At 68.0% G+C, this 23,423-nt stretch carries 24 protein-coding genes and 2 pseudogenes; 13 read left to right on the top strand and 13 right to left on the bottom strand.

Annotation, left to right across the window (positions count from 1 at the left end; translation table 11 throughout):
* Window positions 1-92: 92 nt before the first annotated feature.
* Together OG963_RS02695 and OG963_RS02700 are read right to left on the bottom strand one after the other, a co-directional pair.
* Window positions 93-698: a TetR/AcrR family transcriptional regulator gene (locus OG963_RS02695; RefSeq protein WP_176902075.1), complete on the bottom strand. Its 606-nt coding sequence runs from the start codon at window positions 696-698 to the stop codon at window positions 93-95.
* 27 nt (window positions 699-725) lie between these two features.
* Window positions 726-2,093, bottom strand: coding sequence for an MFS transporter (locus OG963_RS02700; protein ID WP_319740842.1), 1,368 nt, complete (start codon window positions 2,091-2,093; stop codon window positions 726-728).
* A gap of 707 nt (window positions 2,094-2,800) precedes the next feature.
* Between OG963_RS02700 and OG963_RS02705 the strand changes: the two genes are divergently transcribed.
* Entirely contained in the window at window positions 2,801-4,153 is a 1,353-nt protein-coding gene (locus tag OG963_RS02705; protein ID WP_371798294.1) for a mycothione reductase, read from the top strand.
* Between the two features lie 51 nt (window positions 4,154-4,204).
* On the opposite strand, the gene OG963_RS02710 is transcribed toward OG963_RS02705, so the two are convergent.
* The 3 genes and pseudogenes from OG963_RS02710 to OG963_RS02720 form a co-directional block, all read right to left on the bottom strand.
* Window positions 4,205-4,486, bottom strand: coding sequence for a hypothetical protein (locus OG963_RS02710; RefSeq protein ID WP_093771337.1), 282 nt, complete (start codon window positions 4,484-4,486; stop codon window positions 4,205-4,207).
* A 27-nt stretch (window positions 4,487-4,513) separates the two neighbouring features.
* Window positions 4,514-5,387, bottom strand: a pseudogene (locus OG963_RS02715) (IS5 family transposase).
* 96 nt (window positions 5,388-5,483) lie between these two features.
* On the bottom strand, window positions 5,484-5,786 hold the full coding sequence (locus OG963_RS02720; RefSeq protein ID WP_093771335.1) for a hypothetical protein: 303 nt from the start codon (window positions 5,784-5,786) through the stop codon (window positions 5,484-5,486).
* Window positions 5,787-5,914: 128 nt separating this feature from the next.
* On the opposite strand from OG963_RS02720, the pseudogene OG963_RS02725 reads away from it, so the two are divergent.
* Window positions 5,915-6,136: pseudogene (locus OG963_RS02725) on the top strand (GNAT family N-acetyltransferase); the annotation flags it as partial.
* 398 nt (window positions 6,137-6,534) lie between these two features.
* On the opposite strand, the gene OG963_RS02730 reads toward OG963_RS02725, so the two are convergent.
* From OG963_RS02730 to OG963_RS02740, 3 genes are all read right to left on the bottom strand, one after another.
* A complete protein-coding gene (locus OG963_RS02730; protein WP_319739910.1) occupies window positions 6,535-7,401 on the bottom strand; it encodes a GNAT family N-acetyltransferase in 867 nt (288 codons plus the stop codon).
* 299 nt (window positions 7,402-7,700) lie between these two features.
* Window positions 7,701-8,276: an ABATE domain-containing protein gene (locus tag OG963_RS02735; RefSeq protein WP_078878886.1), complete on the bottom strand. Its 576-nt coding sequence runs from the start codon at window positions 8,274-8,276 to the stop codon at window positions 7,701-7,703.
* Window positions 8,277-8,446: 170 nt separating this feature from the next.
* Entirely contained in the window at window positions 8,447-8,632 is a 186-nt protein-coding gene (locus tag OG963_RS02740; RefSeq protein WP_093771331.1) for a hypothetical protein, read from the bottom strand.
* Between the two features lie 763 nt (window positions 8,633-9,395).
* Here OG963_RS02740 and OG963_RS02745 point away from each other — a divergent pair.
* On the top strand, window positions 9,396-10,046 hold the full coding sequence (locus OG963_RS02745) for a DsbA family oxidoreductase (protein WP_093771329.1): 651 nt from the start codon (window positions 9,396-9,398) through the stop codon (window positions 10,044-10,046).
* Between the two features lie 348 nt (window positions 10,047-10,394).
* Entirely contained in the window at window positions 10,395-11,429 is a 1,035-nt protein-coding gene (locus OG963_RS02750; protein WP_319739908.1) for a PQQ-binding-like beta-propeller repeat protein, read from the top strand.
* A 287-nt stretch (window positions 11,430-11,716) separates the two neighbouring features.
* On the opposite strand, the gene OG963_RS02755 is transcribed toward OG963_RS02750, so the two are convergent.
* The 3 genes from OG963_RS02755 to OG963_RS02765 all read right to left on the bottom strand — a co-directional run bounded on the left by OG963_RS02755 (window position 11,717) and on the right by OG963_RS02765 (window position 14,034).
* Entirely contained in the window at window positions 11,717-12,433 is a 717-nt protein-coding gene (locus tag OG963_RS02755; protein WP_371798295.1) for a hypothetical protein, read from the bottom strand.
* A gap of 490 nt (window positions 12,434-12,923) precedes the next feature.
* Window positions 12,924-13,568: a DsbA family protein gene (locus OG963_RS02760; RefSeq protein ID WP_030922487.1), complete on the bottom strand. Its 645-nt coding sequence runs from the start codon at window positions 13,566-13,568 to the stop codon at window positions 12,924-12,926.
* A 163-nt stretch (window positions 13,569-13,731) separates the two neighbouring features.
* Window positions 13,732-14,034: a muconolactone Delta-isomerase family protein gene (locus OG963_RS02765; protein WP_093771323.1), complete on the bottom strand. Its 303-nt coding sequence runs from the start codon at window positions 14,032-14,034 to the stop codon at window positions 13,732-13,734.
* A 286-nt stretch (window positions 14,035-14,320) separates the two neighbouring features.
* On the opposite strand from OG963_RS02765, the gene OG963_RS02770 reads away from it, so the two are divergent.
* Together OG963_RS02770 and OG963_RS02775 are read left to right on the top strand one after the other, a co-directional pair.
* Window positions 14,321-14,938, top strand: coding sequence for a TetR/AcrR family transcriptional regulator (locus OG963_RS02770; protein ID WP_030922493.1), 618 nt, complete (start codon window positions 14,321-14,323; stop codon window positions 14,936-14,938).
* A gap of 101 nt (window positions 14,939-15,039) precedes the next feature.
* Window positions 15,040-16,116, top strand: a complete 1,077-nt coding sequence (locus OG963_RS02775; protein ID WP_371800254.1) for a nitronate monooxygenase — start codon at window positions 15,040-15,042, stop codon at window positions 16,114-16,116.
* Window positions 16,117-16,523: 407 nt separating this feature from the next.
* Here OG963_RS02775 and OG963_RS02780 read toward each other — a convergent pair whose 3' ends face one another.
* Complete coding sequence (locus OG963_RS02780; RefSeq protein ID WP_093772229.1) at window positions 16,524-16,949, bottom strand: Ohr family peroxiredoxin; 426 nt, start codon at window positions 16,947-16,949, stop codon at window positions 16,524-16,526.
* A 213-nt stretch (window positions 16,950-17,162) separates the two neighbouring features.
* Here OG963_RS02780 and OG963_RS02785 point away from each other — a divergent pair, with 213 nt between their 5' ends.
* The 6 genes from OG963_RS02785 (at window position 17,163) to OG963_RS02810 (ending at window position 21,604) form a co-directional block, all read left to right on the top strand.
* Entirely contained in the window at window positions 17,163-17,339 is a 177-nt protein-coding gene (locus tag OG963_RS02785) for a hypothetical protein (RefSeq protein WP_319739905.1), read from the top strand.
* Window positions 17,340-17,751: 412 nt separating this feature from the next.
* Window positions 17,752-18,768: an alcohol dehydrogenase gene (locus tag OG963_RS02790; RefSeq protein ID WP_093771319.1), complete on the top strand. Its 1,017-nt coding sequence runs from the start codon at window positions 17,752-17,754 to the stop codon at window positions 18,766-18,768.
* Between the two features lie 154 nt (window positions 18,769-18,922).
* Window positions 18,923-19,519: a TetR/AcrR family transcriptional regulator gene (locus OG963_RS02795; protein WP_093771317.1), complete on the top strand. Its 597-nt coding sequence runs from the start codon at window positions 18,923-18,925 to the stop codon at window positions 19,517-19,519.
* Window positions 19,520-20,074: 555 nt separating this feature from the next.
* Window positions 20,075-20,221, top strand: a complete 147-nt coding sequence (locus OG963_RS02800) for a hypothetical protein (RefSeq protein ID WP_176902072.1) — start codon at window positions 20,075-20,077, stop codon at window positions 20,219-20,221.
* Window positions 20,222-20,223: 2 nt separating this feature from the next.
* Window positions 20,224-20,952 (top strand): molybdopterin-dependent oxidoreductase, encoded by a 729-nt coding sequence (locus tag OG963_RS02805; RefSeq protein WP_256328001.1) that lies wholly within the window; start codon window positions 20,224-20,226, stop codon window positions 20,950-20,952.
* Complete coding sequence (locus OG963_RS02810) at window positions 20,894-21,604, top strand: cytochrome b/b6 domain-containing protein (RefSeq protein ID WP_371798296.1); 711 nt, start codon at window positions 20,894-20,896, stop codon at window positions 21,602-21,604. The genes OG963_RS02805 and OG963_RS02810 overlap by 59 nt, the downstream gene beginning before the upstream one ends.
* Before the next feature lie 288 nt (window positions 21,605-21,892).
* On the opposite strand, the gene OG963_RS02815 is transcribed toward OG963_RS02810, so the two are convergent.
* On the bottom strand, window positions 21,893-22,399 hold the full coding sequence (locus tag OG963_RS02815; RefSeq protein WP_371798297.1) for a hypothetical protein: 507 nt from the start codon (window positions 22,397-22,399) through the stop codon (window positions 21,893-21,895).
* Window positions 22,400-22,539: 140 nt separating this feature from the next.
* On the opposite strand from OG963_RS02815, the gene OG963_RS02820 reads away from it, so the two are divergent.
* Window positions 22,540-23,247 (top strand): DUF2470 domain-containing protein, encoded by a 708-nt coding sequence (locus OG963_RS02820; protein WP_319739902.1) that lies wholly within the window; start codon window positions 22,540-22,542, stop codon window positions 23,245-23,247.
* The last annotated feature ends 176 nt before the right edge of the window (window positions 23,248-23,423 follow it).

Consider the following 23,423-nt stretch of genomic DNA (forward strand, 5'->3'; position numbering starts at 1 on the left):
GCGCGTTCGGCCTGGCTGGGCAGCCGACGGCCTGCCCCATGAGCCGCCCGGTGCGGAGCACTTCGTCATGCAGACCTCGAAGCCGCGGGCCTTCAGCTTTCCGGGCCGCTGCTCGCCGGCTCCACGAGCGGCGCCGCGTCGAGCAGGACGGCTGCTGCGGTACGCGCGGTGGTAGCGGCCGAGGGATCGCGGTCCATCCGCGCGGACAGTCCGGCACCGTCGTAAAGCAGGTGCAACTGGCGGGCCAGCCCTTCGGGGTCGGCGTACCCGGCCTCGGTGGCAAGTTCGGTGAACAGGCCGCGCACCCAGGTCCGGTAGTCGCCGGCGGCGCGGCTGACCGAGCTGTCGTCCGGCGCCTCGGCTGTGGCCCGCGCGAACGCGCAGCCGTTGTACTCGGAAGCGGTGAAAAACTCGCCCTGCGCGTCGAAGACACCGAGCAGGCGTTCCCGGGGAGTCCTGAAGCGGGTCAGCGTCCGCAGGATCCGGTCCTGGATGCGCGCCTTGCGGGACTCCAGGTAGGCGCAGACCAGGCTTTCCTTGTTCCCGTAGGTGTTGTAGAGGGATGCCTTGGCGACGCCGGCGTGTTCGATGATGCGGTCGATGCCGACGGTCTGCACGCCCTCGCTGTAGAACAGCTCGTTGGCGGCCTCGAGCAGACGCTCTCGCGCGGACAGCTTCGTTGCGGTCCTGGTCACCATGACATTCACCCTTTCAGACAGGTCAGTCTACTCTATCCCACCGATGGTCTGCGGAACCCGTGCGTTCTGGGGAGCGGGTACGGCCTCGGGCGTGGGGCCGACCACCGTCCAAGCCGCTGCCGCCGGCTCCGCGCGGCGGCCGCTGAGCAGCAGCCCGACCAGCGCGGCGGCCGTCAACACGATGACGGCGATGCCGTACTCCCGGGCGGTTTGCAGCAACCCGCCTCCGTGCACGACCAGCACTCCGCCGATCACCGCAGGTACGCCCAGGCCCAGGTAGGACACCACGTAGAGCAGGGACAGCACACCTGCCCGCTCGTGCGGCTGCGTCTGCGGCATCACCATCCGGATACCGCCCTGGAAGCCGCTGCCGAAGCCGAAGCCGGCGATCGCGCTGCCCACGAAGAACCCGGTCGTGGCGGCTGCGCCGCCGGTGCCCGAACCGATGGACACCAGGGTGATCGTCACACCGGTAACGAGTGCGCCGGCGCCGAGCAGCATCACCGTGCGCGTCGAGGTCCCGCGCAGCACCAGGACGGCCAGGCCCGCGGAACCGGCGAGCACGAACAGCGGCAGCCCGCCCCACACGACGGAGGTCGAGTCCACGAGGGTCCGGATGATGGCCGGGCCCAGAGCGCCGTAGAAGCCGGCCAGCGCCCACACCGCGAACAGCACGGGGGCGGCGATCGCAACCGGGGTGCGGGCGGCCTTGGGCAGCTTGATCTCGGGAGCCATGCTGGCCAGCGCACCCGGCTTGCGGCTCACCGTCTCGCGCAGAGCGAGCACGCCGAGCGCCTGCAGGACGAACACACCGAGCAGTACGACGTAGACGAGCCGGGTGGGTACGGGCAGGTACTGGACGATCAGCCCGGAGACCAGGGCGCCGCCGGCGGTGCCCAAGGCCGGCGCGAAGGAGTTCAGGAAGCCGCCCCTGCGCGGGTCGATGTCCAGCATGCCGGCGCCGATCGCGCCGAGCGCGGCGCCGGTGCCCACGCCCTGGATGACACGGGCGGCCAACAGTGCGCCCTCCCCACCGGCGGTCGCGAAGACGACCATCGCCACGGCCTGTGCGCCCAGCGCCGCCAGGAGGACCGGCCGGCGCCCGACGTGGTCGGAGATCTTGCCGACCACCAGGAGCGAGATCAGCACGGCGAGCGCGTAGACACCGAAGACGACGGTGATGGTGATCGGCGAGAAGCCCCAGTGCTGCTGGTAGATCGCGTAGAGCGGCGTCGGGGCGCTGGATGCCGCCAGCAGCGACACGATGATCGAGGCGAGCAGGGCGAGTGAGGCGGTGGCCCCCAGGCCCCTTCGTCGGTGCGCGGGGTGCGCACGAGACCGTCGTACGGCGTTGTCCGTACGGGCCGTGTAGCGCGCAGGGGATGTGTGGCTCATGGGTCACCCTCAGGGTTAGACAGATCTGTCTACTTCAAGGAAGTAGACTAGACCGGTCTGTCTGATTCGGTCAACGGAAGGGTTCATGACTAAGGTCACGCGGCACTACCGGGTTGCCTGGTAGTTCCGTCCACGGGCCTCGCGGTAGAGGGCATGTACCAGCAACGTGGTCGGAGAGCCGTCGCAGGGAGCGGCACGAGACACACGTGGCGCAACAGACGCACGAGCTGCCGTGAACCCTCGTCGGCCGACATGAACACGTCTCCGTTCGCAGCCCGCGAGAGACATCGGCGGATGAGAGGGGCCTCCCCGGCGGGGGCGAGCGAACGAGGGTGCCCCCGGTTGCAAACGTCAGCCGCGACAGGTCGCGTACGCGGAGTGAGGCCGAGGCACCGCAAGGCCGGGCGCCTGGCCACCGACCGCGGGCGCGTGCGGCAGTGACGCCTGGGCCGTCGTGCAGCCGGGGGAACCACGGCGGCCGCCGACGCCCGTCGGGGTGCTGCTCGGATGCCCCCCTGTCCGCGTGGACGCCACGCTCCCGCATCGGCATTGCCCACCGAGGCCCCATTTGCCGTGATACATACGTGAAGGGAGTGGGTGTGGAAGAGGGGCCGTGAGGCTGAAGCCGGGGTGAATCGAACTCGCGGCGTCACGGGACGGCCATGCGCTGCAGGGCCGAACATTTCGCCGGCGGAAGGTGCACGGGCGTGCGGCATTACGATCTTGTGGTTCTGGGGACGGGCAGCGGCAACATGCTGCTCGACGGGTTTGCTCATCTGCGCGTCGCTGTCGTGGAACCGGCCCGCTTCGGTGGTACCTGTCTCAACCGGGGCTGCATCCCGAGCAAGATGTTCGTCGTCACCGCCGACGCGGTCGAGGGCGCGCGGGCGGCGGCGCGGCTCGGCGTCAACGCCACCGTTGAGCACGCCGACTGGCAGGCCATCCGTGACCGGGTGTTCCACCGCATCGATCCCCTGCATGACAGCGCGCTGAACTACCGCAGGGAAAACGGCGTCCACGTGTACACCGAAGAGGGACGCTTCGTCGCGCCGAAGGTGCTGCAGGTCGGAACCGAGCAGATCACCGCTGACACGTTCATCGTCGCCGTCGGGTCACGGCCTGTGGTGCCGGACATCCCCGGACTCGACACCGTGCCCTTCCACACCTCGGACACCATCATGCGGGTCGACGAGGTGCCCGCATCCATGGCCGTCATCGGTGGAGGTTTCATCGCGGCCGAGTTCAGTCATGTGTTCGGTGCGTTCGGTACGGATATCACGATCGTGCAGCGGGGGCCGCGCCTGCTGATGGCGGAGGACGAGCAGGTGTCGGCCCGGTTCACCGAACTCGCGTCGCAGCGACATCGGGTACTGGTCGAGGCCGCCGTCACCTCCGTCGAACGGGATGCCGACGGCGTCGCGGTCACCGTGACCTGCCCGGGTGGCGGCCATGTCGTGCGGGCGGCGACGCTGCTGGTGTCCGTCGGCCGCCGCCCCAACACCGACCGGCTGGACGCGGCCGCAGGCGGGCTGGAACTCGACGGACACGGCCACATCGTGACCGACAGCGCCTACCGCACGTCAGTACCGGACGTCTGGGCGCTCGGCGACGTTGCGAACCACTTCCAGCTCAAACACATGGCGAATGCCGAAGCGCGGCTGGTGCGGCACAACGTGCTCCATCCAAAGGACGTGCGCACACTGGCCAACAACGTTGCGCCGCATGCGGTCTTCACAAACCCGCAGATCGCGAGTGTCGGACTGACCGAGCAAGAGGCGCACCGCCGCGGGATCGAGTACCTGGTCAGTACGCGTGACTACGCGGAGACCGCATACGGATGGGCGCTGGAGGACACCACCAGCTTCGTGAAGGTTCTGGCCGATCCCCTCGATCGCACGATCCTTGGCGCGCACATCATCGGCCCGCAGGCAGCGACACTCATCCAGCCATTGATCCAGGCGATGACGCTGGGCCTGACGGTGGACCAGGTCGCCCGGGACGTGCTGTACATCCACCCGGCCCTGACCGAAGTGGTCGAACAGGCTCTGCTGGCTTTGTAGTGCCCCTAGGGCCTGTTGTGAAAGTGCTGTAGACCGCTGCTGATCGGCAGCTCACAACCCGCGGATGGCTTCGCCGAGGTCGGGGCCGTAAGAGGCCCAGCAGATGACCGATCCGTCGGTGTCGACCTCCCCCATGAACCAGTCGCCGCCTGCTCTCGCGAGGCATATACCTGTGAAGGAGAGGATGACGTCAGGGTGAAGAAGTGTGTAGTCAGCTAGATCGTGCTCTTCAACGACAACAAGTCGTTCAAGCGAGAGCAGGGCGGCTTGAGGGTCCTGCGAAGCGGAGCGCACCCGCTCGATCGTCCACCCATCGGGAAGGCCTTCATTCACTGCCGCATGATTGCAGCGGACCGCGCTTCACAGCCACTCGTTTATGGCAGCGATGAGCACGGTTGCCTCGTAGCGGACTGCGAGTTTGTCATATCTGGTGGCCACGGACCTGTGGCGTTTGAGGCGGTTGATCCGCACGCCACGGCGTGACGGTCCTTGTAGTCGTCCTTGTCGAATTTCGGCGGCCGTCCTCCGCGCGAACCGAACTTCTTGCGGTTGCGGACCTGGTCGGCCTTTTCCGGGATTGTGCAGCCGATACCGCGTCTGCGCAGGTAGGCGCGGTTGGCTCGGGAGCCATACGCCTTGTCCGCTCTGACCTTGTCGGGTTTGGTGCGCGGCCGACCTCTGCCGAGCCGCGGTACCCGTATCGCCTCCAGGACCGCTTGGAACTGCGGACTGTCGTGCCAGTGGCCAGCAGTGACGATGAGTGCGAGCGGCTTTTGCTCCTGCTCGACCGCCAGGTGCAGCTTGGTGGTCAGCCCGCCACGTGAGCGTCCAAGGCCGTGGTCGTCGGGCTCGGTGTCGGCCCCGCCCGGCGGCTGGCGCTGAAGGTCCCCTTTTTACGCGCACCAGCAGCGTGCTGATGGGCTCGGGCAACGGTGGAATCCACGCTGACAGTCCACGTGATCAGGCCTTTGGCCTCAGCCTCGGCCTGCAACTGCTCGAAGATCCGGCTTCCAGGTGCCATCGCGCTGCCAGCGCCGGAACAGGTCGTAGACCCGGTCCCAGGACCGTACCGGTCGGGGACGTCCCGCCAAGGTGCACCCGTACGGGTCCGCCGCCGTACGCCGTCTATCAGCTGCCGCCGTGTCCAGACCCGCGGACGGCCCGGCTTCACGCCTTGCGGCAGCAGAGGCTCCAGCCGGGCCCACTGCTCGTTCGTCAGATCACTACGCCCCACAGCGTGTGATCATGGATGATCAAGATCCACTTTCGCAACAGACCCTAGTACTCCAGTGTGACTTCGTAGTTCCACGTCACGTCGCGCGTGTGGTGGCTACTGGACGGCGGGCTGCCCGATCGCACGGAGGACATCGGCGAGCCAGACCAGGTGGTGGTCCACAGCCCGGTTCGGGTCGGAAAGGAGGTCCTCAAGGTGCTGCCACGACTCGGAGAGCTGCCCGATGGTGATCGTTCTCGGTTCGTTGGCGACGTCATAGAGTTCGTCGCCCGGAACAGACCAGAAGTAGTCGTGCTCGAGCGCCACTGCGCTGCCGGCTGACGCTTCGATGTGTTGCAGTGCCAGCTCGAAGGCATTCCGCAGCCGATCAAGCGGGATCTGCAGAGGTTCGCTGTCCATGTGCTCATTCTGTCGATCAGGAGCCGTCGGACCGTTGCAAAGAGTTCGGCACCGCCCAGTACCCGGCCTGGAGCGAGAGTTGCCACCGCGTGATCATCGGGGGCTGTGTGGACTCCTGAAGATCGTGCGAGAGGCTCTGGACGGCCCCTGTCTTCCGTGGCCAGGGCATCGCGTCCAGTTTGCTCGAAGCCGCACTCGCCCATGCCGTGGAGAACGGCGTGGACACGGTGCGGCTTTCCGTGTGGGAATGGCGGACCGGGGCCATTGCACTATACGAACGGTTCGGCTTCACCGTCACCGAGTCGTGGGACAAACGGGATCAGCTGGTCTGCATGCAGCGTGCTGCATAACGGTCACAGCCATTCATTGATGGCCCCACGGCGCGGTGTCGCCTGAGGCTGTGGATCCCACACTCGACCGCGTGGCCCTCTCGGTCAGGTCCCGCCTGACTCTCCGTTCTTCGCGTCGGCCAGGGTCTGAAGTCGGGTGAGACTCCATACCGGATACCGTCCCGCTGCCATCGGCGAAACAGGCCGTAGATCCGGCCCCACGGTCCGTACTCGATGGGCACGTCTCACCACGGAACACCGGTCCGAACCCGAAATCGCATGCCGTCGATCAGCCCCCGCCCGACGCCAGTCCGGCGATCGCACCGCCTTCGCGCGCTTCGGCAACAACGATTCCCGCACTGCCCAGTGCTCGTCCGTGAGTTCTCCCCCCACATCGAAGGGCCCGGGCTGTGTCAGCGTCAGACCTTGCGGATCCGGTCGCCGATCTCCGGCCTCGCCTCGAACCCGGCCGCCTTGTACGTGGCGACGCCACCGACGTTGGAGCTCGGTGTGCACACACGAACGCTCGACGAGCCCATCTCCCGCAGCGCGGCCGCCCCGGCGACGGTGATCGCCCGGCCGTATCCGCGACCGCGGTGGTCCTCGTGGACGCCCATCGGCTCGACCAGTCCGGGCTTCCCCGGGCCGGCCGACCAGACCGTCACCATCGCCGCTGGGTTGCCCTGGGCGTCGTAGACGCCCAGGCAGCGGGCGTCGGAATGGAACGGCCCCGCCGACATCGCATGCCAGTACTCACGCGTAGGCCGCGAGGTGTTGAACGCCGACCGCAGAACGTCGGCGAAGTCCTGCGCCTGCTCCGGACCGATCGCCTTGATCCGCACGCCGGGGTCCTCCACCGCTTCCGCGAGGTCGCGGAAGAGCGGCGTCCACGGCTCGTCGACGCCCCAGCCCTCCTTGGTCAGCAGGTCGTGAAGCAGCAGGCCCAGCGGTGCCTCGATGGACACCGCTCCTTCCGGCAGCACGCCGCGCTCAGGCAGCGAAAGGTCCTCGACAAGCCGCCGTGCCAAGTCCTCGTCCTGGAAAGCCTCGGGAGCGACCGTCATCCGCAACACCGTCGGCGAGTCCAGCATCCCGACGGCGAGAATCCGTCCGCGCCGGCTCCAGGTCCGAACCACCGCGGCCGTCTCAGCCGTTCCGAACCGATAGTTCCAGCCGATGTCCCCCGAATGCAGCTGCATCGGCGCTCCGTCGTACTGCCACTCCCGCAGCGCGCCCATGGCCTCGCGCACCCCGCCTGCAGTCGGCGTTCCCAGCACAATCGTCATAGCCGGGATCCGACACCCCGTCCCGGCGGTCTGCAACCCATTAAGCGGCTCACAGGTAGCTCCTGGTGCGGCCCAACCGAGCTTCGTCTCTCCGGCCACCCCACTCGCACCGACAACGAACTACGGCTGGCGTACCAGGACCGCGTCCTGGGAGGTGGGGCGGATCGGAAAGAACGTAACGCGGGCCTGTTCCGCATCGGCAAACGATTCCGTGTCGTCGTCGGAGTCCGTCCACAACTCCAGACATAGGACATCGACCCGTTGAGGGTCTGCACTCGAAGCCCTATCAGGGCGAAGGCCTACGGCCTCACGGATGCCGTGGCGGAAGTCCTCGGCTTGTTCACCCTCTTGCGGGCACGATAAGCGGCCGCCTTCACCCTGTTCCCGCACGGATCCATGGCGCACCACTCCCGGCGAGCTCCATGCGACCGGTCGATGTAGATCTGCGTGCACTCAGGCCTGCTGCACTCCTTGAGCAGCGACCCTTCCGGTCCGCTGAGAATGCGGATTGCCTCTCGCGCCACCGAGGACAGCGCCTGTTGCGCAGTCGCCTCGATCCGGCGGCCCGACCGGGTGAGCTGCGGGACCGCCGAGGGCGTACGCGCCGTGCGGTTGACCAGCGAGAGCGCGTCGGCCTGGTAACTCTCCCCCGCCAGCTTGGCAACGACGAGCGCGTAGATCGCCTCGCGAAGAGCCACCGCCTCCGCGACGTCGGACGGACCGCAGTTCGAGTCGCCGTCGACGACGCCGGATTCGCTGTACCAGGCGTCGAGACTCTCCGGCGACGAGAGCATCTCCAGAGGTTCAGGGTTGTGCCGCGCCCGCAGCGTCCCTACGAAGTCCAGCGCCGGGGTGCCGCACTTAAAGACATGCATCATGTCACCAGCTTGACAGGTGACGGACAAGAGAGCAAGAACCACGCCCGGCACGCCTTGGCACAGGACGGCTGCACCTTCGGGAACTCCACGGAGAGTTCCCGAGGGCGGGCGCGGCCTGCGGGCCGCCCTTGCCGCGCTCCAGCAGGAGGGCGATCCGCCAGCAGCGGCTATATGAACTTGCAGGTGAGCGATTTTTCATGGTCATAGAGATCCTGCGACGGATACCGCGCAATGATGGGGACCACTTCTGTCGTGTCCTCCGGCCGGATACGCTCGGGCAGAGCCCCGAACCGGGCCTGGCGAGCCAGTGCATCGACATCCCTGACCATATTGAGCTTCTGCGTGTGCGCCATTTTTCCGCGTCCTTCTATTTCTGCGCCGGAAATTCGGTGATGACGAAAAGGCGTGGACCCCAGCGTCGGCGGCCCACCACCATCCTCAGAAGACCTGGAGGAAACATCCGCATGAGATGGCGATCACTGCCACTGCTACCGTGACCGTTTTCAACGCTGTGGGTATTTTCACGGGAATCCTTTGGTGGGATAGGCGGAACACATTCTGCCCGCAGCGTCGCGGGCGCTGCATGAACATGGGACTCAACACTGAGCGGCGTGATTCCGTTCCGGAGAGCGGTAACGCTCCAGACGCGAGAGCCGACTCCCCCACCCGTGACCGGCTCACACGCTCCCTCTACTGCGTTCGCTACCGACACTCACACGAAATTCGTCACCAGTCAAGAAGGTGACGAACGCTTGGGGGCGCCGCCACGGCTGGAGGAAGGGCAGAACCGCGCATGACCGGGCAAGCGAAGGGTCGCGAGGCCGATACCCCCCGAGCCTGCCGTGGCCCACAAGTGGCGGGCGGCGTGCCGCACAGCTCGACCCGCCCGTCAGGCCGGCCGCGACCTCCGACGCCGCATTCGCTGCCGCCGACCTCGCTTGCACCTAGACGGTCGGTCGTCTACTTTGAGTCGACCGACCGTTCGACACGCGTATCGCGAACTGTCCCACCGCGGTCGGAACACCACTTACCTGAGTCCGGACGGACCGGGCGCCGCCGTCGGCTCGGCGCGGCCTCCGCATCCGGCGGACCCACTGCACCATGGAGACACGACACATGCGCGTGGAGATCTGGACCGATATCGCCTGCCCCTGGTGCTACATCGGCAAAGCACGATTCGAGCGAGCCCTCGCAGCCTTCGATCATCGCGACGACGTCGAGGTGGTCCACCGGTCATTCGAACTCAACCCGAAGGCCGAGAACGGTACGACACCGATCATCGACGCCGTCGCGGCCCAGTACGGCCGCACCCGCGGGCAGCAGGTCGCAAGAGAGGAGTACGCCGCGTCCGAAGCGCACGCCGAGGGACTCGGTTTCAAGGTCGGTGCGCGCGTCCACGGCAACACCTTCGACGTCCACCGCCTGCTGCACTTCGCGAAGGCCCGCGGCCTCCAGGTCGAGCTGATGGATCTCGCCTTCCGGGTGAACTTCGCTGACGAGCGCTCTATCTACGACAGGGCAACGCTGGTGAGCCTGGCCGTCGAAGTGGGCCTCGACGACGCAGAGGTGCGCCAGGTGCTCGCCGATGCCGAGGCGTACGCCGAGGAGGTACGGGCCGACGAGCGACAGGCCGCCGAACTGGGCGCAGGCGGCGTGCCGTTCTTCGTGCTGGACCGGCAGTACGGCGTAAGCGGACTGCAGTCCATCGAGCTGTTCAGCCAGGCACTGGAGCAGGCATGGCAGAACCGTCCGGCGCCGCGGCACTGACACCCGCAGACCGAAGGAGACGACCGCCTGCCCAACCATCCGGCTTGCATGAAGCAAGTGGCCGCACCGATTGGGGTGCGGTCATGTCCGGCGGTTCGGGCATTCGTCCCAGCGGTGGCTATGGGCTGTCCCGCAATCCCCGGCGGGCGCACAACGACAGCCACGGCACCTCGCCGCGTCGCCGGAACGCCCGAATACGACCGGCGCGATGACGCCCTCCGCCTCGCGATGCACCGCATCCGACGCCGCGCACCGATCCACCAGGGATTACGGGACAGCCCTTGGCGGGACAACTTGGGTATCTTTACAATCCGCGTCTGATCTCATCGGAACCGCGGGGGGGCAGGGATGTACGAGGACAGTGCGCCGGAAACCGCCTGGGGGCGCAATCGGCGGTTGAGGGCCTTGCGCCCCGTATGGAAATCCGACAAGGACAGCAGCCGCGGCGATACCTACGAGGATGAACCGCTGGGCGGCTGGCTGATCGGTGAACTCGTCGTACGTGCCGACTTCGACCGGCTGCGGGCGTACGACATCGGTACAGGCACCGTCCGTTGGACCTGGCCCGTGCCGGGCCGCGACGTGCTCATGGCTGTCTCCCCGAACGCCGATGACGGCATCGCCCTGGTGCTTCATCACGACGAGGCGTCATCCAGCGGCGACCTGCCGACAGTTGCGGCCATCGACCTCGCCGCAGGCAAGCAAGCGTGGTCCAGGGACCATCACGACATGGAATTCAGCTACTTCCACTCACACACTCCACACACCACTTTGAGTGGTCGGCGCATCGCCTCGATCAGCGAAGAGCACGTCGAGTCGGTCGACCCCGAGGACGGTGCCGCGCTCTGGCGCAGCCCGCTGCCGGGCGAGGCCGGGAACCGCGATGCGTGGATCATGTGTGCCGACCCACTGGTCGTCGCGAGTACAGGGCATGGCAGACGTGGTGAACGACGGATCTCCGTCTTCGACGACAGCGGGAACGTGACGGCGTCGCTCTCGCTTCCCCCTGCATACAGAAACGTGGCCCTCCCTGCGGCTGTCGTGAACGGGGTGCTCGTGACCGGACTGGTCCACCCGGACGCCTCGTCCGACGAGCATGCGCGGATCGGCGGCTTCGATCTGTCCACGGGCAAGCTCCGCTGGGAGCGACGCCCCGGCGGGATCAGCGTTCAGAGCTTGCTGCCACATCGCGGACTACTTCTGGTACTTCACTCATTCGGCAGCAAGATCACTGCGCTCGATGCCCGCGACGGCCGTGTAGTCGCCCGTCGCCGGTTGCGCGGCTACGGAGGTTCCGCGCTGCTCCGCGTGGCCGGCGCCCGGTTCGCCGTGATCGGCCGCAGCGGCGGCCGCTCCCCCCTGCGGGTCTTCCACTGGCGCTGAGATCGGGCCGGCCCACCAAGGAAGCGCATTCAGGCTCTCAGCACCGGATCGATCAGACCTGAGGGCAGGGCAGGCACAAGGTCCCAGGTGGATCAGGGAGCTTTACCACTCCACGCTCGTCAAACCCAGCGCCTGCACCGGCCGCCGGATGACCCGAACGCGCGCCTGGAAACAGTGACCTTGTCCGGAGCGCGACTGTTCGTAGTCGAGGTGCCCGAGCACACTGCAGTCCTCCGAGCGCGCCCGCGCACCCCTCAGGTGGCGGGAGCAAGAACTCCCCTGTGCCGTCAGACGAACAGAACACTCTCGACATCGATGGTCACGAGTTCCACGTCCCTGCTCACCGTTCCGCCCTCCCCTCGCCGGTAGACGCGCCGCCGGGTAGGGATCATCATCCCGTCGAACTCCTTGTACTCGGAGGGGTAGTGCGCAGCAGGCCCGGCGTTGATGACCTCGGGCGTGTAGTCATGCCGCCGCAGCAGTCCGTTCGAGTCGAAGTAGAAGATCTGCTCAGGGCAATGCGTCGCGATGCGATCAGGGAACGTGACCTTGAGCCGCCTCCAGGTCTCCCCCTCCTCCGTGACGGGGGACAGTTCCACGGCCTCGAATCCGGGAGAGGCGAAGGTGAACGGGGACGTCAAGTACGTCCACATGGCCTCCCCAGCGAAGTAGGCGACCTGCAGATCGTCCCAGGGAGCCCGCACGTCGCTCGGGAACGACGCACGAGGGTCGGCCCGCTCGGCCGTCACCTCTCCGGTGACGGTCTCCACTGCCACCCGCTGCGCAGTGAAGGACGTCCGCAGGTGGGACGCGGTGAAGGGATAGTGGCTGGCGTGCTGCTGGTGCAGGTCGAGCCGTACAGCGAGATGGCGGAGTATCCCCTCCCGCCCCTTCAGCTTCCACAGCGAGCCCCCGACCCGGTGATGCACGGTCGCAGAGCTGAACCGGTTGTAGCGGTCCAGGCCGCCATGCGCCTCGATGACAGTGGCGAGGAGATCGCTCATGCCGTATCTCTCCTTGATCTGTGGGATGTGTCGTCGGAAAAATGACCGGCTGACGTGCTCCGGCAGCAGAAGCGGCACACCGGCCGTCCGGCGAACCCTCCAATTATGAGCATATGCTCTTATTTGCTCGAACACCACGACCGCACCTCGGGCCCTCGGAGCAGCCTGCTTCCGCCGAGACGGGCCGCCCGGGCCGCAGATGGGACACCTCCTCGAGTACGCAGGAAGATGTTCGATCTCGGCCGGCAGGAAGCGGCTGTTGCCCAGCGTCCGGGACAGCCATGGGCGGGCCGGGCCACACCGGGTCGCCGACCTCGAGGGGCACGTCACGGTCGGCACCGGCATCGATTTTCTGGCGGTGCACGGCAGCCCTGCGTCGGGTACCGCTGCACTCCTGGACGTCGAGGCCGCCTTCGGCACTGGATTCCGGATCCTCCCGGGCACACCTCTCACCGGTGACGACAGCGACGGCCGGCATGGCGCGCCCCTGTCAGTCGAAGAGCGGACCGACCGTTCGGGTGCGCTTGATCTCGTAAAAGCCCGGGGTGGAAACGACGGCGAGGGTGCCGTCCCACAGCTGCGCGGCCTGTTCACCCTTGGGGGCGGGCGTGACGACCGGGCCGAAGAATGCCACCTTGTCGGCGCCTGCGCCCGGGCCCGGTACGGCGATGATCGGACTGCCGACATCCTGGCCGACCAGCGCGATGCCTTCGAGATGCGATGCTCGCACCAGTTCGTCGTACGTGTCCGCGTCGCCGGCGTCGGCAAGGTCCACGGGCAAGCCGACGTCGCGAAGCGCCGCTTCGACGGTGGGGCGGGTCCTGGGCTGGTTCTGCAGGTGGAACCGGGTTCCCATCGCGGTGTACAGGGGCTCCAGCATCTCGGAGCCGTGGACCTGCGACGCCGCGGTCAGAACACGGACCGGTGCCCATGCCTGCCCCATCAGAAGACGGATGCGCTCGGGCAGTTCGTCGAGGCGGCCCTCGTTGAGGACAGCAAGGCTCATCACGTGCCAGGCGATGTCGACCGGCCGGGCCTTGCCGACCTCCAGCATCCAGCGGGAGGTCAGCCACGTCCACGGGCAGACGGGGTCGAACCAGAAGTCGACGGGTGTGCGGGGGCGGAAGTCGTTCACAAGGTGATCCAAACGTGGTGACGAAGCGTGACGGGGATGGTTCAGAGGTCAATTGAGGGAAGAGGAGTAACCGACCGGTCGCCTATAAGAGCTGATCGCGACCCCGTAGCACGATGACGACAGTGCGACATGGGTAGCCACATACGGGACGGAGCGGGCGGGGTCAGTCGGCGCCGCCGGCCCGACCCGGATCGTTGGGGTGTGACTGGAGGGAGGTGACCACCGGGGTCATCCACGACCAGAGGGGCAGGGTACCGAGCACCTTCTCATGCAGCTCGACTTCGTCGGCGGCGCGCCACAATCCGATGCTGCGCAGTTCACCCACCGGGCGCCACAGCCTGACCAGATGTCCCGTAGCAGCCAGCTCCCCCGCTCGTACGGCTTCGGCTGCGCGGCGACGGTCGACCTCCGCCTGCTCGGTGCCCTCGGGGACGGTAGTGGTGAGCTCGACCAAAAACTCCTTCATGGCCTTCCTCTCCTTGCATTCGATTGCGGCCTCCGGCGGCGCCGGGCAGGCATGGAAGAAACAGGGGTACACCCCCGGCCGCCCACGCCCGCCGCATGCGGTCAAGATCGGGCGGACGGCCGGGCCGGTGGGCGTGGAGCGGCACCGAGCCCAGTGGCCGACGACGCTCGAGCCGGACCGTCATGGCCGATGCCGATGACCGGCGGCGCATCCGGGCAGAGGTACAGCAGCGATCGCTAGTCGACCGGTCTAATAAAACATAGACGAGCGGTCGTATAGTGGCAACATGGGACGGACAAGTGATGCCAGAGAGAAGATTCTCGGGGCTGCGCACTCGCTCATCGAGCTGCGCGGCTATTCGGCTCTGGGCGTGGCCGAGATCTGCCGGACGGCAGGGGTACCCAAGGGCAGCTTCTACTACTTCTTCGAGTCCAAGGAGGCTCTCGCCCTCGCCGTGATCGACGATCAGTGGGCCACGCAGCGGAGCGACTGGACCCGCGTCCTCAAGAGCGACGCGCAGCCACTGCAGCGGCTGCGGCAGCTCTTCGAGGAGACCGAGGCCGAACAGCTGGCCGGGCAGCAGACCTGCGGGACCGTTTCGGGCTGCCTGTTCGGCAATCTCACCCTGGAGATGAGCAACCAGACCGAAGCCGTCCGCACGCGCCTGCAGGAGATCTTCGACGCCCAGGTCGACATGGTCGACGCGGTCATCACCGAGGCGCTCGAACGTGGCGAGGTCGCGGTGAGCGACACCCGCGCCGCCGCGCGATCCGTGGTCGCACAGCTTGAGGGCCAGGTCCTTTTCGCCAAGCTCTACAACAATGCCTCGCAACTCGGCGCGCTCTGGACGAACTGTCTTGCGCTGCTGGGCGCCGACAGCCCGCACGTGCCGACCGCCGCCTGACACGACAGCTGCAGCACTCGGTCCGCGCCGCCCACCGGCAGGGGCCGACCGGCTCCGCGCGGACCGGGTTCGTCTCACCACAGGACTCCACAAGGCTCGTGGTGCCACCGCACAGGAGGAACACACCCATGACAGTCTCGCCCAGGACGCTCTCGCCACTGCTCGACCTCGGGGTGAGCGCCCCGGTCCTCGCCGCGCCGATGGCCGGCGGCCCCACCACGCCCGCGTTGGTCACCGCGGCGGCTCGGGCTGCCGGACTCGGGTTCCTCGCCGGCGGCTACCGGACCGCCGACGCGCTGGCCGAGCAGATCGCGCAAGTGCGCTCCGACGGCGTGGCCTTCGGCGTCAACCTGTTCGCGCCCAACCCTGCGCCGGTCGACCGTGAGGCGTTCCACCGGTACGCCGGCACGATCGCACCTGACGCCCAGGCGCACGGCGTCGACGTCCGGGCAGCTGGAATCGTCGAGGACGACGACCACTGGTCGGACAAGATCGACCTGTTGCTGTCCGACCCGGTGCCGGTCGTCAGCTTCACCTTCGGCATACCTGAGGCAGCCGTGATCGCCGCGCTCCACGCCGCCGGGACACTGGTCGTCCAGACGGTCACCTCGCCCGCCGAGGCCCGACAGGCCCAGGAAACCGGAGCGGACCTGCTGGCCGTACAGGCCTCGGCGGCAGGAGGGCACTCCGGCACACTGACCCCGCAGCGCATTCCGGAACCCGTGTCCCTGGCCGACCTGTTGGGACAGGTGCGCCGAGCGGTGCCCCTGCCACTCGTCGCCGCTGGTGGAGTGGCCACCCCGGCGGACGTGACCGGGGCGCTGCGTGCCGGAGCCACGGCGGTCATGGTCGGCACCGTCTTGCTGCGCGCGGACGAGGCCGGCACATCAAAACCTCACCGGACCGCATTGGCCGACCCGGCGCGGACCCGGACCGTGGTGACCCGGGCGTTCACAGGCCGTCCCGCAAGGGCGCTGCGCAACGACTTCACCGACCGGTACAGCGCCCTCGCCCCGGCCGGTTATCCCGCACTGCACCACCTGACCAGCCCGATGCGCAAGGCTGCCGCTGCCGCGGAAGACCCTGAGCGGATCAACCTGTGGGCCGGCACCGGATACCGCCATGCCACCGCCGAGCCGACCGCGCAGATCCTGCAGCGGCTGGCGTCCGGACTCTGACCGGCGCTCCGTTCCCCATGCCCGGCCACGCTCCCGGCGGCTCTGGTTCCCGTTCCGGGAAGTGTGTGTCTCGCGGCGCCCCGCCGCCCATGGGCAGCAGGGCACCGCAGGACCGGCGCAGGCCGATGCGCTGCGAGCGCGGCCCCGGTCTCCACCGAGGATGAAGTCACCGCTTCCTGGCCGACGCCCCACGTGGTGGTCCGGGGCGAACTGGCCGGCCCCGACCGCCGGGTCCGAGCACCGCGGCCGGATACTGCCACCTCCGCACGGAACCACACCGGACAGTCACGGTCCACAGCACCGTCGGGTCCGACGGAGGAAGCCCGTCCACGACTCCCGTCGCACCAGGACCCGCCTCGGGAGCGAAGCACGGGAATACGTCACCGGGCGGGACGGCCGCCGCGGCCTCAGGCGACGGTCGCGTCGATGGTGACCGGAATGTTGAGCGCCTTGGAGTACGGGCATATCTGGTGAGCGCCGGCACCGAGCTCCTCGGCCGTCTGCTGGTCCACTCCGCTGAGCTCCAGGTGCAGAACGGCACTGAGGCTGTAGTCACCTGTCTCGTGCGTGTGATGCAGGGTGACTTCTGCGACAACCGCCAGGTCCTTCAGTGTCACCTTCTTCTTCGCGGCTGTGATCTTGACGGCACCCAGGAAGCAGGACCCCCATCCCGCGGCGAGGAGCTGCTCGGGATTGGTGGCGCCGCCGGCGCCGCCCAGCTCCTTCGGGATGGCCAGGGTGAGGTCGAGGAGTCCGTCGTTGGACGCGGCGCGGCCTCCGTTGCGGCCCTCGCCGGTCGCGGCGACTACGGCGGTGTACTTCGTTTCAGCCATGCTCATGCCTTTCTCGCTCGCCCCGGCGGAACCGTCCAGGGCGTCACCTGCCTAAGTGGTGATGACCTTGACATGCATGCCGTCACCTGTCAAACAGGTGACGGAGATTCATGTCACCCTCTTGACCAGTGACAGGCGCGTGCGCATGGTCGAGGCGGTACGACCGCATGGGTCCCGCGACCGATCGGCCGCCGGACACGGCAAGGAGACAAGATGCAGAACCCACCCGTCAGTCCGGACGCCGCCGAAACCGTCCGCCGCGCACGGTTCGGCGAACTGCCCAGGCGAATCCGACCGGAGGAGACGGTCGAGGAGAGGAAGGCCACGGCTTCGGACCCCGCAAGAGACACCTACAACGTCCACGAGTGGCTGGTCCGCTACTGCTTGTGAGCCCCGTGGACCACCTGATGGAAATTTCCGGCCCGCGCACAACCGAACCCCCTGACGGCAGCGTCGCCGGCAGCGCTCTCGGGGCCGCAGCCCTTGACTACTGCGCCCGGCCCTCCTGAGCGCAACCGCCGCTCGACCGGCACGCCGGGCCGGACTTCCGGAACCACCCCGGCCCGTCCTGCGCTCCGGAGCGGGCCGGACGCATATCGACGCCTCATGGCCGACCACCCGCCGCGAGCAGTAGCGAGACTCACTTGACGCATTTAAGACGACCGACCATATTGGAACGCGGCACACGGGTCCGTCTGCCGTTCCGAAGCAGTTCCGGCGCACGTCGTAGGCGTTCAGCGCCGCCCGTTCCCGTGGTTCGGGGATCCGGCCCACCCACACACGTCACTCATCCAGGAGAGCCATGTCCACCTACCGTGCATTCGAGGTCACAGGGGCGCGGAACTTCGAGCTCGTCACCCGAGAAGTCCCCACACCGCCCGCCGGGCACGTGAGGCTGAGGGTGGAGAGCTGCGGGGTCTGCCACTCCGACGTGCTCGCCGTGGAGGGCCTTCGGGCCGATCCGGCGCAGCCGATCGTTCCCGGACACGAGGTCGTCGGCGTCATCGATGCCGTCGGAGAGGGGGTGAGCACCTGGCACGTCGGGGACCGGGTGGGCGTTGGCTTCCTGAACGGCCACTGTGGTGAGTGCCCGCCCTGCCGCCGCGGAGACTTCGTCAACTGCGCGAGCCAGCCCCAGACCGGGACGACCACGGACGGCGGATATGCCGAGGTGCTGGTGGCCCGCAGCAGCGGCCTGGTCCGGATACCGGACGGCCTGTCCTCCGTAGACGCGGCCCCGCTGCTCTGCGCGGGCCTGACGACGTTCAGCGCACTGCGCCGACTCGACGCCCGCCCCGGCGCACTGGTGGCGATCCAGGGCATCGGCGGTCTCGGGCACCTCGGCATCCAGTACGCGGCACGGCTGGGCTTCCGCGTCGCAGCCATCGCACGGGGCCGGGAGAAGGAGCAGCTCAGCGTGGAGCTGGGTGCGAGCCACTACATCGACAGCTCGGCGGAGGACCCCGGCTCCGCACTGCAGAAGCTGGGTGGGGCCGACGCCGTCATCGCCACCGCGGCAAGTGGCACCTCGATGACGCCGCTGGTCCCGGGCCTCGCCCCGCGCGGGCACATGGTCGTGGTCGGCGTGGCACCGGACCCCCTCTCGATCTCCACGCCGGACCTCGTCCTGGGCACCCGCACCGTCAGCGGGAGCCTCACGGGCTCTTCCATCGAGAACGAGGACAACCTCGATTTCAGCAACCGCTTCGGTATCCGTCCGATGGTGGAGACGATGCCCCTGGCTCAGGCGCCCGAGGCGTACGAACGGATGATGTCCGGCCAGGCCCGCTTCCGGGTCGTACTGGACATGACCGGCTGACTCCGGCCTGGGGTGCGTGCGAGCCGACGACACCCCAGGCGGGGCCGCCCTGCTACACGTGAGGACGGCCTGGGCCGGGCGTGCCCGGCGCCCGGCCCGGCGTCATTTGACTCCGCCGAGGCGACCGACCATATTGCGAGGGGGAGGTGGCATCATGGCCCGACAGAGCATGCGCGAAGAGATCGTCGACGCGGCAGTCGCGCAGTTCCACTCGAAGGGGTACAACGCCGCAGGGGTCAAGGACATCACCGATGCCGCGGGCACTCCCAAGGGGTCGTTCTACAACCACTTCGAGAGCAAGGAATCGCTGGCCGTCGTCGCTCTGGAGCGCTACGGCGCGAGCCGACGGCTGCAGGATCTGGCGGCGTCCGACATCGCGCCACTGGTGCGTCTGCGCAAGCACTTCGAGTTCCTGCGTGACGAGACCGTGGATGCGGGATTCGCCCGAGGTTGCCTGATCGGGAACTTCGGGGCCGAGGTCGCCGACCACAGCGAGACGATCCGTACCGGCGTCCGCGAGTCGCTCGGCCACTGGGCCTCGATGATCTCCGGTGCGCTCGTCGAGGCGCAGCAGGCGGGCACGGTACGAGCGGATCTCGATCCGGAGAAGACGGCACGGTTCCTCCTCAACGCATGGGAGGGCACGCTCATCGCCGCGCGTTCCAGTCGGTCGGGCGACGCCTTCGACGACTTCTTCGACACCGCCTTCGGAGCACTTCTCGCGCCGCATCCGGAACAGGCCCAGCCGTAGTACCCACGGGTGGGTACTACGCGCCATGAGAGCACGGGGCACCACTCCCTACGCGGCAGTTCGACTCGGGACATGACCCGCGGTACGGCGCACCCGTGGGACGGAGAAACGCCGCACCGGCAGGCGCGATCCGCGAAGGGCAGCCGTCGCCCTCGACCGGGCAGACCACCCCAGCCAGTTGTTTCTTGACCGGAACGCCCTGCGGGTCGCGCTCGTCGCACCCGGACGGCACATCGCGCGGACCACGGACGACGAGAGGTTCGTGACGGCGACGACCGCGGCCCTCTCCGCGACCGGGTGGCGACCCGTGCATTGCCCGACGTCCGGCTCGGCGCAACGCCACAGCGACAGCAGGCGCCGGACCATCGACACCCTGAATTCATCACCATCTTGACAGGTGACTTTGACACATGCCATCGTCATCACCCCCTTGACAGGTGACGAAGATGATCACCGTGCGCGGACGGGGTTGATGCGGCACTTGCCTGCTGCCCCCGGCTCTTCGGATACCGCGCCGACACCTGTCGACTCCGCAAGAAACCGAGAAGAGGCTTCATGAGCGAGGCTGTGGGCTACGACTACGTCGTGCGGATCGCCGCCGCATCCGCCATGCCGTCCATCGTGTCCGGCGACACGAACGCGACCATCCGTGGCATCGCGCAGCGGGTCGCAGAGATCATCACCCACCCCGGGCGGTGGTGACCATGACCGACCGAAGGAAGCGGCCCGCCGACGGGGCTCCGGTGGCGCGGCGAGCGATGCTGATGATGCTCGGTGCGGGCATCACGGGGGTCGCCACCGCGCCCTACCTGCAGCGCGGCTGGGAGAAGACCCTGGGCGCCGCATCGCAGATCGACTCCACCGGCCTCACCGGACTGCTGCCCAACCCGGGGGGCTTTCGCTACTACAGCATCGTGGGCTCGGTGCCGCGCAAGGACGCGACGAACTACCGACTGCGCATCGATGGCCTCGTCGACCGCCCGAAGACGTACACGCTCGACGAGCTCGGCGCGCTACCGCAGACCCGCGTCGTCCACGACGTGCAATGCACCGACGGCTGGCGGGTGAAGGACACCCCCTTCGAGGGCGTGAAGCTCTCGGACCTGCTCGACGCCGCCGGGGTGCGACCCGACGGCAGAGCGATCCGCTTCACCTGCTTCGACGGGGCCTACACCGAAAGTCTCACGCTGTCCCAGGCCCGCCGCTCGGACGTGCTCGTGGCCCTGAAGATGCAGGACAAACCGGTCACCCACGAGCACGGTGGACCGGTCCGGCTCTATGTGGCCCCCATGTATTTCTACAAATCGGCCAAGTGGCTGTCCGGGATCTCCGTCACCGACGAGGTCGTACCCGGCTACTGGGAGGAGCGGGGCTATGACATCGACGGTTGGCTCGAAGGGGCGGACAGGCGCGGTGGCACCTCCGCCGCCTGAGCGGTCCGGGCGCATCCTCCGGTTCAGCCGGGCCGAGCGCCTGGTCCACCGCACCACCGGGTGGCTGATGCTGCTGTGTCTTGCGACCGCGGCCTGTCTGTACGTGGCGCCGCTCGCCCAGCTCGTCGGCCGCCGCCACCTGGTCGCCACCGTCCACGAGTGGTCAGGAATCCTGCTGCCGGTGCCCTTCCTCCTCGGCCTCGCCTCGCCCTCCTTCCGGGCCGGCCTGCGCAGGCTGAACCGCTTCGCGATGTACGACAGACAGTGGCTGCGTGCGGTCCTCCGGCGCGTGACCTCACCCGCCGCGCGTCCTGCCGGCAAGTTCAACGCGGGCCAGAAGCTGTACGCGGGCTGGATCGCCGGGGCGGTCCTGGTGATGATGTGCACCGGTCTGCTGATGTGGTTCACAGGGGTGCTGCAGCCGATCTCCCGCACCAGCGCGATCTTCGTACACGACGTAGTGGCCTGGGCCGTCGTCCTCGTCCTGATCGGGCACATACGAATGGCGTACCGCGACCCGCAGGCAAGGCGCGGGATGCGCACGGGATTCGTGGAACGGGAGTGGGCGAGGACATGGCATCCCCACTGGCTGGAGGAAGACCGGTCGCCCCCGAACGGCACGGATTCCGGTGCGGCCGGACCGGAGCGCTGAGTCGCAGTTCCACCGATGCGGCGAAACGGTCGGTCGTCGGCCGCCGATCGGTCGGACCGCGTGGTCGGCGTCGGTGTCATGGTCGCTCGGGCCGACTCTCCGACGCCCCGGGAACTTCCCATGGACGACACACGGGCGGGGTCGCCGGCTGCGGCCCCGCCCGTACCGTGCTGTGACTCCGCACGAGGCGTCGGGGCGGGGGCGGCGCAGCGCCCCTGTCGCCCTCGTGCCGCCCCGGCGGGCACGGGGGCGACTCGAACCGAGTCGCCCCCACGCAGCTGCTGGCTGTCAGCGCCGCAGCTTCAGCCGGTGTACTCCCCCGCTGATGGTGCCGACGTACAAGTACGCGCCGTCGGGGCTCGCCGCGAGCCGCCCTGGGGCAGTGTGCGGGCGACCTCGTCCGCGCCCGACGCGGTGAGCGCCGGTCCGATGTCGGCCCCGAGGGGCGCTGCGGCGGAGACGTTGCCGACGAGGGTGCCCTCGAAGACGTCGGCGTCGTGTTCGGCGGACCAGGATCGCGGTGCGGATCTCCGCGGGATCGAGCGTGGTGAGCGGAATTCCGTACAGGTCGACCGTGCCGCGGTCGGGATCGGCGCGGCCGGCAGGCAGGCAGCGCAGCAGGGCGGTCGCGTCGGCTGGGTCGGGGGTGGCCACGCCTACGATGTCGCCTGGTGCGATGTCGAGGTCGAGATCCTCGAGGGTGCCGTACGAGACGCCGCGCAGGCGGATTCTGCCATCGACGGGCTGCGGCAGTCGTCCGCCGCCCGGGAGCACGGCTCCGTCCGCGGCGAGCACGTAGGCGATCCGGGCCGCGGACGCGCGCCCCTGACCAGGTGACGTCCCATAGGTGGACTACCCAAACCTGATCCAACGAGTTAGGTTAGGCATACCTAAGTAACCCTAGATCTCTCTGACCGCTCCTCTGGAGAACTTGGATGCGCCCCTTCAGTACCCGCGCCACTCAGCCGACCCCCGCCGAACGTGTGCGGTCGATCCTGACAGCAGCCCATTCGATGACAGTGACGAGCGACGGGCTCCATCACACCGAGGTGCACCGTCTCGACGGCACGGGCGCGATGGGCCACATTCACCTGCACGAGCAATCCGAGGACAGCACTTCCCAGTCGGTCACGCGCATCCCGGTCCGGCTGGAGTTCACCGACATCGCGCCCACACCGGTACGTGACCGACTGCGCGCCCGCGTCACGGTGACCGGACTGCTGGCAGCCCCTTACAGACCGGAGGCCACGGAGAGCACCTGCATGGAGTTCGGCCAGGCAGTTCTCGAAGACTCAGAAGGACGTTCTTTCGTCACGCTGGCCGAGATGGAGGCCACCGAGCTCGATCCGATCGCCACGAGCGAGGCGGGCATGCTGACTCATCTCATGGACAGCCACAGCGAACTCGTTCCCCTTCTTCTGCGCCTGGTGCGACCGCAGCCGGACAGAGGCATTCTCCGCGCCGTCCCGGTGGCGATGGACCGCTACGGCGTGACCTTGCGCCTGGAGTACCCCAGCAGCCATCGCGATATGCGGCTGTCGTTCGCGAGGCCCGTAACCGACATCGACCAGGCCGGCCCGCAGATCCACTCCCTCCTGACCGCGGCCCGACGCGCTTCCCACCCCAACCGCCTGATCGCCTGAACGACCCCCGATCAGCCGAGGGGCTCACCGCTCGGCTCTCACGGAACCGTGCGGAACGATCGACCGATGGCTCCACCGAGACGGACCACTGACACCGACGTCCGGGTCCATCACTCGTACCGGTACCGGGCAGCATCAACGATGCCTGTACGCGAATCGAAGACCTGCGAGCTCAC

The organism is Streptomyces sp. NBC_01707 (assembly GCF_041438805.1).
GTDB lineage: Bacteria > Actinomycetota > Actinomycetes > Streptomycetales > Streptomycetaceae > Streptomyces.